11 protein-coding genes are annotated in these 13,509 nt (G+C 67.6%); 6 read left to right on the top strand and 5 right to left on the bottom strand.

All coding sequences use genetic code 11. The annotated features are described in order from the left end of the window. Positions 1–41 precede the first annotated feature (41 nt). Positions 42–2,060: a ligand-gated channel protein gene (locus BRO63_RS18750; protein ID WP_088141216.1), complete on the bottom strand. Its 2,019-nt coding sequence runs from the start codon at positions 2,058–2,060 to the stop codon at positions 42–44. 212 nt (positions 2,061–2,272) lie between these two features. Between BRO63_RS18750 and BRO63_RS18745 the strand changes: the two genes are divergently transcribed. Both BRO63_RS18745 and BRO63_RS18740 read left to right on the top strand, forming a co-directional pair. Continuing rightward, positions 2,273–2,986: a response regulator transcription factor gene (locus tag BRO63_RS18745; RefSeq protein ID WP_088141215.1), complete on the top strand. Its 714-nt coding sequence runs from the start codon at positions 2,273–2,275 to the stop codon at positions 2,984–2,986. After that, positions 2,986–4,377, top strand: a complete 1,392-nt coding sequence (locus BRO63_RS18740; RefSeq protein WP_088141213.1) for a sensor histidine kinase — start codon at positions 2,986–2,988, stop codon at positions 4,375–4,377. Before BRO63_RS18745 ends, BRO63_RS18740 begins: the two co-directional genes overlap by 1 nt. 12 nt (positions 4,378–4,389) lie before the next feature. On the opposite strand, the gene BRO63_RS18735 is transcribed toward BRO63_RS18740, so the two are convergent. The 3 genes from BRO63_RS18735 to BRO63_RS18725 are packed head-to-tail and all read right to left on the bottom strand — an operon-like array spanning position 4,390 to position 7,163. Beyond that, the gene (locus tag BRO63_RS18735; RefSeq protein ID WP_088141340.1) at positions 4,390–5,208 is read right to left on the bottom strand and encodes a TatD family hydrolase; all 819 of its coding nucleotides are present in this window, start codon (positions 5,206–5,208) and stop codon (positions 4,390–4,392) included. Between the two features lie 40 nt (positions 5,209–5,248). Next, positions 5,249–5,938 carry an ABC transporter ATP-binding protein gene (locus BRO63_RS18730; protein ID WP_088141212.1) on the bottom strand — a complete coding sequence of 230 codons (690 nt, stop codon included), beginning with the start codon at positions 5,936–5,938 and terminating at the stop codon, positions 5,249–5,251. Further along, positions 5,931–7,163: a lipoprotein-releasing ABC transporter permease subunit gene (locus tag BRO63_RS18725; protein WP_256943354.1), complete on the bottom strand. Its 1,233-nt coding sequence runs from the start codon at positions 7,161–7,163 to the stop codon at positions 5,931–5,933. Before BRO63_RS18725 ends, BRO63_RS18730 begins: the two co-directional genes overlap by 8 nt. Before the next feature lie 178 nt (positions 7,164–7,341). Between BRO63_RS18725 and BRO63_RS18720 the strand changes: the two genes are divergently transcribed. Further along, positions 7,342–8,286, top strand: a complete 945-nt coding sequence (locus BRO63_RS18720; protein WP_088141210.1) for a hypothetical protein — start codon at positions 7,342–7,344, stop codon at positions 8,284–8,286. Then, the gene (recJ, locus tag BRO63_RS18715) at positions 8,268–9,968 is read left to right on the top strand and encodes a single-stranded-DNA-specific exonuclease RecJ (protein ID WP_088141209.1); all 1,701 of its coding nucleotides are present in this window, start codon (positions 8,268–8,270) and stop codon (positions 9,966–9,968) included. Before BRO63_RS18720 ends, recJ begins: the two co-directional genes overlap by 19 nt. Positions 9,969–10,035: 67 nt before the next feature. Here recJ and BRO63_RS18710 read toward each other — a convergent pair whose 3' ends face one another. Beyond that, complete coding sequence (locus tag BRO63_RS18710; RefSeq protein WP_088141208.1) at positions 10,036–11,346, bottom strand: MFS transporter; 1,311 nt, start codon at positions 11,344–11,346, stop codon at positions 10,036–10,038. Positions 11,347–11,604: 258 nt separating this feature from the next. Here BRO63_RS18710 and prfB point away from each other — a divergent pair. Together prfB and BRO63_RS18700 are read left to right on the top strand one after the other, a co-directional pair. Next, positions 11,605–12,709 (top strand): peptide chain release factor 2 gene (gene prfB, locus BRO63_RS18705; protein WP_143219486.1). Its coding sequence is split into 2 segments (ribosomal slippage): positions 11,605–11,685 and positions 11,687–12,709, totalling 1,104 coding nucleotides; the frame shifts between segments, so codons are not numbered across the junction. 40 nt (positions 12,710–12,749) lie between these two features. Further along, complete coding sequence (locus BRO63_RS18700; RefSeq protein WP_088141207.1) at positions 12,750–13,505, top strand: SDR family oxidoreductase; 756 nt, start codon at positions 12,750–12,752, stop codon at positions 13,503–13,505. The last annotated feature ends 4 nt before the right edge of the window (positions 13,506–13,509 follow it).

Genomic DNA, 13,509 nt, shown 5'->3' with positions numbered 1-13,509 from the left:
CGTACCTCTTCATGTTGCGGGCGCCAGGCGCCCTTTCAAACTCAGAACTTGACGCCCACGCCCAGCCAGTAGCGGCGGCCGTCCTCGACGTATCCGTAGTCGTCGTACGTGACCTGCTTGTCGAACAGGTTGTAGATGCCGGCGTACACCGCCACCGTCTTGTTCACCTGGTACGAACCGCCCAGGTCCACGAAGGTGTAGGAAGGCGCGACCACCGACGAGGACGACGGGCCGGTGATGGGCTGGCTTTCCTTGCCGCGGTAGTTCAGGCGCGCCCAGGCCTGCAGCGCGTCCGAGGCCTGCCAGTTCACCGTGGTGGTGAACAGATGCTTGGGCAGCTGGTTGAGCGGCTGGCCCTTGTACTGGCCGGATTTCTGCTCCGACTTGGTGAAGGTGTAGCTGCTGGTCAGGGACCAGTCGCGCGACAGCGGCAGCTTCAGGTTGGCTTCCACGCCGCGCGAATTGGCCTTGTCCACGTTCATGTAGGTGGTCGGGTCCGAGCCGAACTGGTTCGGGCCGTCCGTGCACTGCGTCGCCGGGCAAGCCACGCGGGTGATCTTGTCCTTGAAGTCGTTGTTGAAGATCGTCAGGCCGGCGTTGAAGCCTTCGCCGTCGTCATACAGGATGCCGATTTCCTCGGTCACCGACTTCTCGGGCGTCAGGTCCGGGTTGCCGTACATATTGCCGCCGCGGCTGACTTGCCCCCAGCCCGCCACCGTCTGGCGCAGGTCGGGCGCTCGGAACCCGGTGGACACGCCGCCCTTCAGGGTCCAGCGGTCGGCCATGTGCCAGACGCCGTACAGGCGCGGGCTGAAATGCGTGCCGAAGTTCTCGTCTTCGTCCATGCGCAGGCCGGTGGTGACGGCGAAGGTCTCGGTCAGGCGCCATTCGTCCTCGGCGAACAAGGCCCATTGGTAGCGATCCACCTTGCTGGGGCCGTTGGCCAGCTGGTTGCCGGTCTGGTCGTTCAGGCGCTGGCTCAGGTAGCTGCCGCCCAGGGTCAGCATGTGCGAGCCCAAGGGCAAGGTCCAGCTCGTCTGGATGTCCAGGTTCTTGATCTTCATCTGGCGCGAGCGGTTGTCGAACTCTTCCTGCTGCACGTAGCTGTCCGACACGCCCCAGCCCCAGCGTCCGGTATGCGACAGCGCCCACTTGTTGCTGCGGTAGTCGGTATCGGACGAAGCGGGGCAGCCATTGCGCCCGCAAGCCTGGCCGGGCGGCAGCGGCTCGACCGTCTTGCCCAGCGTTTCGTGCAGCTTCTGGCGCATGGTGGTCGCTTCCAGCACGATGTCGTGGTCGCGGTTGGGGGTCAACGCCAGCTTGGCCGTGACGCTTTCCGAGTTGCGCTTGCGGAAGCCGTCGACGATGTCGTCTTCGTCGCGCTGCGTGGCCTGGCCGTAGATCTGCAGGCCCAGCAGGTCCGTTTTGATCGGGCCGGACAGGTAGAAGTTGCCCTGGTAGATGTCGCCCGACTTGTTGCTCTCCTGGATCGTGGTGTCCAGGCGGATCTCGCCGCCCCACTCCGAGGGCACCTTGCGCGTGATGATGTTGATCACCCCGCCCATGGCGTCCGAGCCGTACAGCGAGGACATGGGACCGCGCACCACCTCGATGCGCTCGATGGCGGAAAGCGGCGGGGTCCAGCCGCCTTCGACGCCCGTGGAATCCGAGTTGGTGCGGGTTTCGCGCGAATTCTGGCGCTTGCCGTCGATCAGGATCAGCGTGTACTTGGGTCCCATGCCGCGCAGGCTGATGTCCTGGCGGTCGCCGCCGCCTGTGACGATGACGCCCGGCACGTCCACCAGCGCATCATTGATGTCGCGGTAGAACTTCTTGTCCAGGTCCTCGCGGGTGATCACGCTGATCGACGCCGGCGCGTCCTGGATCTGCTGTTCATAGCCCGAAGCCGTCACCACCACCGTGTCCAGCGTCTTGGCGCTGTCCGCGCTTTGCGCCCAGGCGGGCTGCGCCACGCCTAACCCTGCTGCGCACAGGGCCGCCGCCAACTGCGTGCGCGAACCCGGACCGCGCCGGCCGGCGACCAATTCTTTGCTGCTCATGATTCCAGTTTCTCCCGTCCCAGGCCCGCTCCGCACCCCGCGTGCGGCGTCCGTCCTGCCCCGTATTTATTAATGAAAACCATTCTCATATTAGAATTGGACCTGCCGGGAGCCAGCAACACGCTTTCCGCAACTTTTATCTTCTTTGAACTTCTTGACACTCCGGCCCGCGGCCATCAGCCACACTGCCGGATGCAGAACCGACGACACGCATGCCTTTTTCCCACGCTCCGGCGAATCGCCGCATCCTGCTGATCGACGATGATGTCGAACTGGCGCAGATGCTGCGCGAATACCTGGAACCCGGTCATTGCCAGCTCACCCTGGCGCATAGCGGCGCGCAGGGCCTCGCCCTGTTGGCGCAGGACGACTACGACCTGGTGCTGCTGGACCTGATGCTGCCCGACGGCAACGGGCTGGACCTGCTGAAGCAGTACCGCCAGCGCTCGCGCCGGCCCGTCATCATGTTCACCGCCCACGGCGGCGAGACGGATCGCGTGCTGGGCCTGGAGTTCGGCGCCGACGACTACCTCGCCAAACCCTTCAGTCCGCGCGAGCTCAAGGCCCGCATCACCGCAGTGCTGCGCCGCTTCGAAGAAGTGCCCGACACCGCCCGCCCCGCCCTGGCGCTGGGCGCGGTGTCGCTCGACCCCGCCACCGGCCTCTTGCGGGTGGGCGACAGCGAAATCGCGCTGACCGGCGCCGAACAGCGCATCCTGGAAATCCTGATGCGCACGCCCGGCCAGGTGGTCGCGCGCGACCAGATCGGGATCTACGCGCTGGGCCGCAAGCCCGACCGCTACGACCGCAGCATCGACACCCACATCAGCTCGCTGCGCAAGAAGCTGCGCAGCGACAGCGGCCCCGAGACGCTGGCGATCCGCAACCTGCGCGGCCTGGGCTACGTGCTGGCGGGCGCCGACTGATGGCCTGGCTGCCCACCCGTTCGCTGTTCGGGCGCGCTTTCCTGACCTTCTGGGGCGCGATGGCCGTCATCCTGGTTTGCGGCATGGTGCTGACGGCCGCGGTCGCCTGGTACCGCTTCAACTCGCTGGACGGCCTGAATCCCGGCAATCTCACGCGCGACGCCGCGCAGATCGCCCGCAGCGAGGGCGCGGACGGCCTGAAGCGCTGGGTCGAGGCCATGGACCAGCGCTACTCGGCCCTGAAGATCTACGTCATGGACACCCAGGATAAGGACATCCTGGGCCGGCGCCTGCCCGCCCGCATGGAAGACTGGCTGAGCGACTTCCGCGCCGGGCCGGACCGCTCGCCAAAAGCCGACTACCTGCCCGCCGACCCCACCGGCGAGCGCGTGTCCTGGTGGGAGCCGCAAAAACTGGTCCTGCCCGATGGCTCCGTGCTGCTCTTGCTGTTCCTGCCGTTCGATTCTTCGCATTGGGAAGTGCTGGCCCTGTCGCCCGTCGCGCTGGCGCTGGTGCTGTTCGCGCTGGCCGTGACCGCGCCGTTCTGCTGGGCCTTGAGCCGCCACGTGACCGCGCCCTTGGCGCAGTTGCGCCAGACCACGCATGCCTTGTCCGCCGGGCGCCTGGATGCGCACACGCCTGCCAAGCTGGCGCGCCGCAAGGACGAACTGGGCCTCTTGGCGCGCGACTTCGACGCCATGGCCGACCGCCTGAAGGCGCTGGTCGATACGCGCGAGCAACTGCTGCACAACATTGCGCACGAGCTGCGCTCGCCGCTTGCGCGGCTGCGGCTGGCAGCCGAACTGGCGCGGCGCAAGGACGAGCGCCAGGACCTGCAGCTGGACCGCATCGAACTCGAGTGCGAACGCCTGGACGCGCTGGTGGGCAACACCTTGCGGCTGGCGCGCCTGGGCGCCCTGCCCGTGCCTACCGACAGCCTGGATCTCGCCGAAATCGTGTCCGATGTCGTCGAGGACGCGCGCTTTGAGGCCGGCGGCCGGCAGATCCGCATAGAGTGGGGCCAGCACGCCCCCGTGCCCCTCGTCGGCGACCGCTGCAGCCTGGCCAGCGCCATCGAAAACGTGTTGCGCAACGCCTTGCGTTTCGCCCCCGCGCACAGCGCGATCCGCGTGCGCCTGCTGTCGAACGCGCAGGAAGCCTGCCTGGAGATCGAGGACCGCGGACCGGGCGTGGCCGCCGAAGAGCTGGAATCGCTGTTCGAACCCTTCTATCGCACCGCCTCCGGCGCGCGCAAACCGGGCAGCGGCGCCGGATTGGGCCTGTCCATTGCCCAGGCCGCCGTGGCCGCGCACAAGGGCAGGATGTCGGCCCGCAACCTGTCGCCGCAAGGGTTGAGCGTGCGGCTTGAACTGCCGCGCCTGAACGGCTGAGGCCCGGCCCGATCAGTCGGCGTCGGCCAGGATTGCAGCGGGCAGCCGCGGCAACACGCGCATGGCGTTGGCGGTGGTGGCATGCGCCACCTGCGCCGGCGTGATGCCGCGCAGTTCCGCCAACGTGGCCGCGATGCGGACCAGTTCGGCGGGCGCGTTGCGCCGCTGCGGCGGATGCAGCCAGGCCGGCGGAATGTCCGGCGCATCGGTTTCCAGCACCAGGTGCGCCAAGTCCACGTCCACCGCATGGCGGCGGATCTGCAAGGCGCGCTCATAGGTCATGGCGCCGCCCAGGCCCAGCGCGAAACCCTGATCGATGAAGGCCTGCGCCTGCTGCGCGCTGCCGTTGAAGGCATGCGCAATGCCGCCGATGCGCGGATGGCGGCGCAGGTATTTCAAGAGGATGTCCTGCGATTTGCGCACATGCAGCAGCACCGGCAGGCCGAACTCCGCGGCCAGCGCCAGTTGTGCGGCATAGAAGCGCTCCTGGCGCTCGCGCGGTTCGCCGGAGGCAATTTCAGGAACGAAGAAATCCAGGCCGATCTCGCCGATGGCGACGAAGCGGGGGTCGCCCAGCGATTCCTTGACGGCGGCGCGCAGCGCCTCCAGGTCGCCGTCGCTGGCACGCTGCACGTATAGCGGGTGTATGCCCAGCGCGTAGGCGCCGCCGGCCGTCTTGCCGGCCAGTTCGCGCACCACCGAAAAATTTGCGCGCTCGACGGCCGGAATCACGATGGATTGGACGCCTGCCTCGCAGGCGCGGTCGGCGACTTGCTCGCGGTCGGCGTCGAACTCGGCGGCATCCAGGTGGCAATGGGTATCGATCAGCATGGGCGCGACCTCCTTGCCCGGATTATCCACCCGTGCCGGCCTATCCCGAAACCAGGCGGCCGTTTTCCATGAGCAGCTGGCGGTCGGCGCGGGCTGCCAGTTCCGGATCGTGCGTGACGATGGCGAACGCCGTGCCGGACTCCTGGTTCACCCGCGTCAGCAGTTCGAACATATTGTGCGCGGTGTGGCGGTCCAGGTTGCCGGTGGGCTCGTCGGCCAGCACGCAGACAGGCCGCGTGACCAACGCGCGCGCCAGCGCCACGCGCTGCCGCTCGCCGCCGGACAGCTGGCCGGGGAAGTGACCTTCGCGCGCGGCCAGGCCCACCATGCCCAGGACCTCGTGCGCGGCTTGCCGCGCCTTGTCGCGGTTCTCGCGGCGCACGATCAGCGGCATCGCCACGTTGTCCAGCGCGGAGAATTCCGGCAGCAGGTGGTGGAACTGGTAGACGAAGCCCAGGCTGCGGTTGCGCACGGCGCTCTTGCGGCCCTCGGACAGCCCGATGCCAAGCTGCCCGTCCACCGACACGGAACCGCTGGTAGGCACGTCCAGCAGGCCCAGGATGTGCAGCAGCGTGCTCTTGCCGGAACCGGAGGCGCCGACGATGGCGACCATTTCGCCGCGCGCCACGGACAGGCTGACGTTGCTCAGCACTTCGATGCGCGCGGGGCCTTCGTCGTAGACCTTGACGATGTTGTCGGCCTGCAGTGCGGGAGTCAGCATGTCAGTCATGGCGCAGCACCTGAGCGGGTTGCAGGCGCGAGGCGCGCCAGCTGGGGTACAGGGTCGCCAGCAGCGACAGCACCAGGGAGGTCACGCCGATGGTGACGATGTCGCCCATCTGCGGATCCGACGGCAAGGCGCTGATGAAATAGATTTCGCGCGGCAGGAAATGCACGCCCAGCAGGCCTTCGATGAACGGCACGATCACGTCCACGTTGTAGGCGATGAGGATGCCGCCCGCCACGCCCAGCAGCGTGCCGATCACGCCGATCAGCGCTCCCTGCACCAGGAAGATGCGGGCGATCTCGCGCGGTCCCGCGCCCAGCGTGCGCAGGATGGCGATGTCGGACTGCTTGTCCTTCACGGCCATGACCAGCGACGACAACAGGTTGAACGCCGCCACGGCCACGATCAGCGCCAGGATCAGGAACATCATGCGCTTTTCGGTCTTCACGGCCGCGAACCAGGTACGGTTGTTGCGCGACCAGTCGCTTGCCATCATGTAGGGCGGCAGCACCTTCTGCAATTCGGCCGCCACTTCCGGCGCGCGCTGCATGTCGGCGATGCGCAGGCGCACGCCGGCGGTGCCGCTGTCGCGGAACACGCGGGCGGCATCCTCGTCGTCGACGAAGGCCAGCGACGAATCGTATTCGTAGTGGCCAGACGAGAACACGCCCACCACGGTGAACTGGCGCATGCGCGGCGTGAAGCCCGCCGGGCTGATTGAACCTTGCGGCGCCATCATCAGCAGCGTGTCGCCGAGCTTCACGCCCATGCCGTCGGCCAGCTCATTGCCCAGCACCACGCCGAAGCTGCCGGGCTTCAGGTCGGTGAGCTTGCCCGACACCATCTGGCGCGGCAGGTCCGACACATTGCCTTCGGTCTGCGGATCGATGCCGCGCACCTGCACGCCGCGCAGGGCCTGCCCGCGCACCAGCATGCCCTGCGCCGCCACGAACGGGGCGCCGGCCTTGACCTCGGGATTCTTCTCGGCGGCGGCAGCGAACTCCTGCCATCTCTCCAGCACCCGCTCGGGCGCTGCGCCCGGAATATAGAGTTCGATGTGCGGCAGCACCGACAGCATGCGGTCGCGAACTTCCTTCTGGAAGCCGTTCATCACGGACAGCACCACGATCAGGGCGGCGACGCCCAGCGCAATGCCCGCCATGGAACTGGCGGCGATAAAGGAGATGAAGCGATCGCGGCGGCCGCGTCGCTGGCGGATTCGGGCCAACCCGGCATAGCGGGCGCCTATCCATAGTTCGTAGGGTATTTTCAGCACGAGCGCATTATGGCATTAACCGCCTGGATTCCGCCCCGCGGATGTGCGGTTCCGAGACCAGGCGTTTCAAGCTATGGCAGTGGCGGACGCCGCTTAGTTCCCGCAGCGTGCGCGGACTACAATCGCGCCCATGCTGATCGTCATTCCGGGCGCCCTGCCCGCCCTTCCCGTCGCCGCCGAACTGGCCAAGCTCCTGCCCGAACGCGCGCCCACGCTGCACGGCTGGCTGCAGGCCGGCGCCGCCCGGCCCCAGGCCCACGACCTGCGGGCCCAGGGCTGTACGCCCTACGAAGCCTGGCAGTTGGCCCGCGCGGGCTACGTCCCCGAACCCGGCCTGCCGCCCGGGGCCGGACTTGGACCACTGCTGGCCGGCGCGCAAGCCAGCGGCCATGATCCCGTCTGGCTGGCCGAGCTGGTCCACCTGGCGCTGGGCACGGACCAGGCCGCCTTGCTCGACCCCGGCCTGATGGAACTACGCGCCGAGGAAACGGCCGCCCTGCTGGATACCGCCCGCCCCTTGTTCGAAGGCACGGGCTTCGAGGTCGAGGCACTCTCGCCCGAACGCTGGCGCCTGCGCCTGCCGCAAGGCCTGCGTCCGCAGACCGCCAGCCCGCTGGCCGTGGCCGGACAGCGCCTGAACGACTGGTGGCGCCAGGACGCGGAAGCGCGGCCGTGGCGCCGGCTGCTCAATGAAATACAGATGGCCTGGCACGAACACCCGGTCAACGACGCCCGCGCGGCGCGCGGCCTACCGCCGGTCAACGCGTTGTGGCTGTATGGCGGCGGCGCGCCCTGGACGCAGTCCCAGCCGGCCCCGGCACAGGTCTACGGCAACCTGGACGCCCCCCAGCGGGCCGGCGACTGGGCCGCCTGGCTGGACGCCCTGGCCGCGCTGGACGCGCAGCATCTGCGCCCGCTGGCCGCCAAGCACGGCCTGCCGGCCGCGCCCGCCGAACTGCTGCTGCTGGGCGACGACCGCAAGGTCGCCCTTACCCTGAAACCGCGCGGGGGCCTGCTCGGCTTGCTGCCCGCGCCCAAGAAAAACTGGAGCGCCTGGTGGTCTCACCCCGCTTAACCGTCCGCACCCCCGACCTGCAAGCCTGCCATATCCTGGAAGCCTCGGGCATCCATCCGCTGCTGGCCCGCTTGTGGGCCGCGCGCGGCGTCACCCATCCCGACCAGACCCGGCTCGCCTGGCCGTCCCTGCTGCCGCCAGCCGGCCTGACGCATTCGGCCCATGCCGCCGGCGTGCTGGCCGACGCCATCCAGGCGGGCAAGAAGCTGCTGATCGTGGCCGACTACGATTGCGACGGCGCCACCGCCTGCGCGGTCGGGCTGCGCGCCCTGTCCGCCATGGGCGCCGACGTGGACTTCCTGGTGCCCAATCGATTCGAAACCGGTTACGGCCTGTCGCCGGCCGTGGTCGAGCTGGCGGTCCGGCACCGCGCCGGCAAGCCCGACATCATCATCACCGTGGACAACGGCATCGCCAGCGTGGACGGCGTGGACGCGGCCAATGAGGCCGGCATCGGCGTGGTCATCACCGACCACCACTTGCCGGGCGACACGCTGCCGGCAGCCCTGGCCATCGTCAATCCCAACCAGCCGGGCTGCGGCTTTCCGTCCAAGAACCTGGCCGGCGTGGGCGTCATTTTCTACATGATGTTGGCGCTGCGCGCCGAGTTGCGCCGCCGCGGCGTCTACGCGGCCGACGGCGGCCCGCGCCTGGACGCGCTGTCCGACCTGGTGGCCCTGGGCACCGTGGCCGACGTGGTCAAGCTGGACGCGAACAACCGCCTGCTGGTCACCCAAGGGCTGCAACGCATGCGCGCAGGCCGCCTGCAACCCGGGCTGCGCGCGCTGTTCGCCGTGGCCGGGCGCGAACCGCGCGCCGCCAACGGCTTCGACCTGGGCTTTGCGCTCGGCCCTCGCATCAATGCCGCCGGCCGCCTGGCCGACATGAGCCTGGGCATCGCCTGCCTGACCACCGACGACGAGGCGCAGGCGCTCGAAATGGCGCGCGAGCTCGACAACATCAACCGCGAACGCCGTACCATCGAAGCTGAAATGCGCGAACAGGCGCTGGCTGCCATGGAAGAGCCGAACGCGGCCGCCGGCGCCACGGTCTGCGTGTTCGATCCAGGCTGGCACCAAGGCGTGGTGGGCCTGGTGGCTTCGCGCCTGAAGGAAAAATTCTGGCGCCCCACGCTGGCCTTCGCGCCCGCCGGCGACGACGAAATCCGCGGCTCCGGCCGCTCGATCCCCGACGTGCATCTGCGCGACGCGCTGGACCTGGTATCCAAGCGCCATCCCAACCTGATCCGCAAGTTCGGCGGCCACGCCATGGCGGCCGGCCTGACCCTGGGCCGCAACGACTTCGCCGCCTTCGCCCCGGCCTTCGACGCCGCCGTGCGCGAGCTGACGGGCCGCGACACCTTCGAGCCGGTGATCGAGACCGACGGCTCGCTGGAAACCGGCTACGCCAACGCCGACGTGGCCGGCATGCTGCAGCAGCAAGTGTGGGGCGCCGGCTTCGCCGCGCCGCTGTTCCTCGACGAGTTCGTGGTGCGCAACCAGCGCCTGGTCGGGGAAAAGCACCTCAAGCTGTCGCTGGAGCGCGGCCACCAGCGCTTTGACGCCATCTGGTTCGGCCACGACCAGTCGCTGCCCGAGCATATCCAGGCGGCTTACCGGCTGGAGCAGAACGTGTGGAACGGAATGGTGTCGGTGCAACTGGTGATCGAACACGCGGGGTGAAGAACCGCTGAGAGGTTCCGCGCGGCGCGGACCTGGGCTATTGCCCAGGCCCGCTCGCGCGGCCCAACTACTTGTTGACCAGCTTCGCGGGTTGGGCCAGGGCCACCAAGGCGCCGACCACCAGGCAGCCGGACAACATGTAGAGCCCGGTGTTGGTGGTGCCGGTCATGTCCTTCAACCAGCCGACCAGATACGGGCTGACGAAGCCAGCCAGGTTGCCCACCGAGTTGATGAGCGCGATGCCGGCTGCGGCCGCCGTGCCGCCGAGCAAGGCGGTGGGCAGGCTCCAGAACAGCGGCAGCACCGTGCAGATGCCGATGTTCGCCACAGTCAGCGCCAGGATCGCCAGCACCGTGTTGCCGCTCCAGATCGCCGAGAACAGCAGGCCCACGGCGCCGAACAGCGCGGGCAGCGCCACGTGCCAGCGGCGCTCGCGATGGCGGTCCGAGTTGCGCGAAATCAGGATCATGCCGATCACGGCGAACAGGTTCGGAATCGCCGTCAGCAGGCCGATGGCCAGCGGGCTCTGCACGCCCGTGCTCTTGATCAGGGTCGGCATCCAGAAGCCCACGCCGTACAGCCCCATCACGAACGAAAAGTAGATCAGCGCCATCGCCCACACGCGCGGCTTGGTCAGCGCGGCGCTGATCGGCGGGTCTTCCTTCTGCTGCTCCTCGGCCGCGATATTGCGGATCAGCACGGCCTTTTCACTGGCGCTCAGCCACTTGGCCTTGTTGATGCGGTCGTCCAGGTAGATCAGCACCAGCACGCCGATCACCACCGACGGAATGCCTTCCAGCAGGAACAGCCATTGCCATCCCGACAGGCCATGATCGCCATGGAAGGTGCTCATGATCCAGCCGGAGATCGGGCCGCCGATCAGCCCGGACATGGGCACCGCGGTCATGAAGAAGGTCGTGATGCGGCCGCGCCGGGCCGCCGGGTACCAATAGGTCAGGTACAGGATGATGCCCGGGAAAAACCCGGCCTCCGCCGCGCCCAGCAGGAAGCGCAGGACGTAGAACATGTGCACGCTGGTCACGAACATCATGCAGGCGGAGATGATCCCCCAGGTGATCATGATGCGCGCGATCCAGACCCGCGCGCCCACCTTGTGCAGGATGATGTTGCTGGGAATCTCGAAGATGAAGTAGCCGATGAAGAAGATGCCCGCGCCCAGCCCGTAGACCGTTTCGCTGAACTGCAGCTCCTGCAGCATCTGCAGCTTGGCAAAACCCACGTTCACGCGGTCCAGGTAGGCCACGACGTAACACACCACCAATAGCGGCACCAGCCGCCAGCCTACCTTGCGGTAGATCCGGTCTTCCTCGGTCGCCGGGATCGCCGGCGACACTCCGGGGGCCATCGCGTTTTCCATCTATGTCTCCATTCCTCTGTCGGGATAGGCCGGCCGCTCGCCGGCGCCGTCGCGGCCCGCACGTCCCGATCAGGGACGGTCAGACCGTCACCCGCAGCCTAGAACCCTACAGTTGACAAAAAACTGAACAACTTCGATTTGGCTGCAACATCCGCCGCGACACGATCCGTCCCCCTTCGAGCCAGACACGGCCGCGCACTTGCCCCAAGCACGGTAAAATGTTTGGTTTCGCACAAAAGTCATCAGGACAGGATCATCATGGAAGCCGAACGTCAGAACCAGCTCGCAGCCCGCCTCGCCGATTACGCGGAGCGCGAACAGGCTCTACGGAGGTATCTTTGACTACGATGCCAAAGCTGAACGCCTGCAAGTCGTAAACGCCGAACTCGAAGATCCGGCGGTCTGGAACGACCCCAAGCACGCCCAGGACCTGGGCCGTGAAAAGAAAGCCCTGGAAGACGTGGTGGAAACGCTCACCGCCCTGGGCTCGGGCCTGGCCGACTCGAACGAATTGTTCGAACTGGCCGCCTCCGACGACGACGACGCCACCCTCGAATCCATCGAGCAGGACGCCGACGCCTTCCAGGAAAAGCTGGAAGCGCTGGAATTCCGCCGCATGTTCTCCAATCCGGCCGATCCGCTGAACTGCTTCCTGGACATCCAGGCCGGCGCCGGCGGCACGGAAGCGCAGGACTGGGCCTCCATGCTGCTGCGCCAGTACCTGAAGTACGCCGAGCGCAAGGGTTTCAAGGCCGAAGTGCTGGAAGAGTCCGATGGCGACGTCGCGGGCCTGAAGTCCGCCACCATCAAGATCGAAGGCGAATATGCGTTCGGCTACCTGCGCACCGAGACCGGCGTGCACCGCCTGGTGCGCAAGAGCCCGTTCGATTCCTCGGGCGGACGCCACACCTCGTTCGCCAGCGTCTTCGTCTACCCCGAAGTCGACGAGTCCTTCGAAGTCGAAGTGAACCCCGCCGACCTGCGCGTGGACACCTACCGCGCGTCCGGCGCGGGCGGCCAGCACATCAACAAGACCGACTCGGCCGTGCGCCTGACCCACATGCCCACCGGCATCGTGGTGCAGTGCCAGAACGACCGTTCGCAGCACCGCAACCGCGCCGAAGCCATGCAGATGCTCAAGTCCAAGCTCTACGAACTCGAAATGCGCAACCGCATGGCCGAGCAGCAGAAGCTGGAAGACTCCAAGACCGATGTGGGCTGGGGCCACCAGATCCGCTCCTACGTGCTGGACCAGAGCCGCATCAAGGATCTGCGCACCAACGTCGAAATTTCCAACACCCAGAAGGTGCTGGACGGCGACCTGGACCCGTTCATCCAGGCCAGCCTGAAGCAAGGCATCTGAGTTTCGCGATAGTCCCCTCAACGCATCCAGAGGTTCACGAATGTCCGACACCATTGCAATCCTCACCGGCGCTTCGCGCGGCATCGGCGCCGCCATGGCGCGCGGCCTGGCCAAACCGGGCACCCGCCTGATCACGCTGGCGCGCCGCGAAGACCCCGAGCTGGCCGCCTACGCGCGCTCGCAGGACGCGCAGCTGGAACAGCTGTCCGTGGACCTCTCGGACCTGAACGCCGTTGAAGCGGCGGCGCAGCGCATCTGCGCGTCGCTGCCGCGCGACGCCAGCCGCTATCTGCTGATCAACAACGCCGGCACGGTGCATCCCATCGCGGGCACCGACGCGCTGGTCGACGGCGCGGCCATCGCCGCCGCCTTCAACCTGAACGTCAGCGCCGTCATGCTGCTCACGGCGCGCTTCCTGGCCGCCGTCGAAGACCTCAAGGCCGACCGCCGCGTTCTCAACATCTCCTCCGGCGCGGGCCGCAACCCGAACGCCGGCTGGGGCGTCTACTGCGCCACCAAGGCCGCGCTCGACATGTACTCGCGCGTGGTCAAGGCCGAGCAAGGCGCCGACGGCGCGCGCATCGTCGCGCTGGCCCCCGGCATCGTCGACACCGACATGCAGGTCGCCATCCGTTCCAGCGATCCGGAAAGCTTCCCGGCGCTGGCCAAGTTCCAGGAGTTCCACGCGACCGGCAAGCTGTCCTCGCCCGCCAACGTGGCCTCCCGCATCCTCGCCTACCTGGATCGCGAAGATTTCGGCACGACCGAAATCGACGACATCCGCAATTACGACTGATCCC

It is taken from the genome of Achromobacter xylosoxidans (assembly GCF_002192695.1).
In the GTDB taxonomy this organism is placed as follows: Bacteria; Pseudomonadota; Gammaproteobacteria; order Burkholderiales; family Burkholderiaceae_B; genus Achromobacter; species Achromobacter xylosoxidans_C.
The sequence above is the reverse complement of the archived record's forward strand: the minus strand, read 5'-3'. Positions and strand labels throughout refer to the sequence as shown.

What these genes read in the sequence shown, in the direction of transcription:
- BRO63_RS18700 (WP_088141207.1), top strand. Translation starts at nt 12,750, where the DNA reads ATGTCCGACACCATTGCAATCCTCACCGGCGCTTCGCGCGGCATCGGC.
- BRO63_RS18710 (WP_088141208.1), bottom strand. Translation starts at nt 11,346, where the DNA reads ATGGAAAACGCGATGGCCCCCGGAGTGTCGCCGGCGATCCCGGCGACC.
- BRO63_RS18745 (WP_088141215.1), top strand. Translation starts at nt 2,273, where the DNA reads ATGCCTTTTTCCCACGCTCCGGCGAATCGCCGCATCCTGCTGATCGAC.
- BRO63_RS18720 (WP_088141210.1), top strand. Translation starts at nt 7,342, where the DNA reads ATGCTGATCGTCATTCCGGGCGCCCTGCCCGCCCTTCCCGTCGCCGCC.
- BRO63_RS18750 (WP_088141216.1), bottom strand. Translation starts at nt 2,060, where the DNA reads ATGAGCAGCAAAGAATTGGTCGCCGGCCGGCGCGGTCCGGGTTCGCGC.
- BRO63_RS18740 (WP_088141213.1), top strand. Translation starts at nt 2,986, where the DNA reads ATGGCCTGGCTGCCCACCCGTTCGCTGTTCGGGCGCGCTTTCCTGACC.
- BRO63_RS18735 (WP_088141340.1), bottom strand. Translation starts at nt 5,208, where the DNA reads ATGCTGATCGATACCCATTGCCACCTGGATGCCGCCGAGTTCGACGCC.
- BRO63_RS18730 (WP_088141212.1), bottom strand. Translation starts at nt 5,938, where the DNA reads ATGACTGACATGCTGACTCCCGCACTGCAGGCCGACAACATCGTCAAG.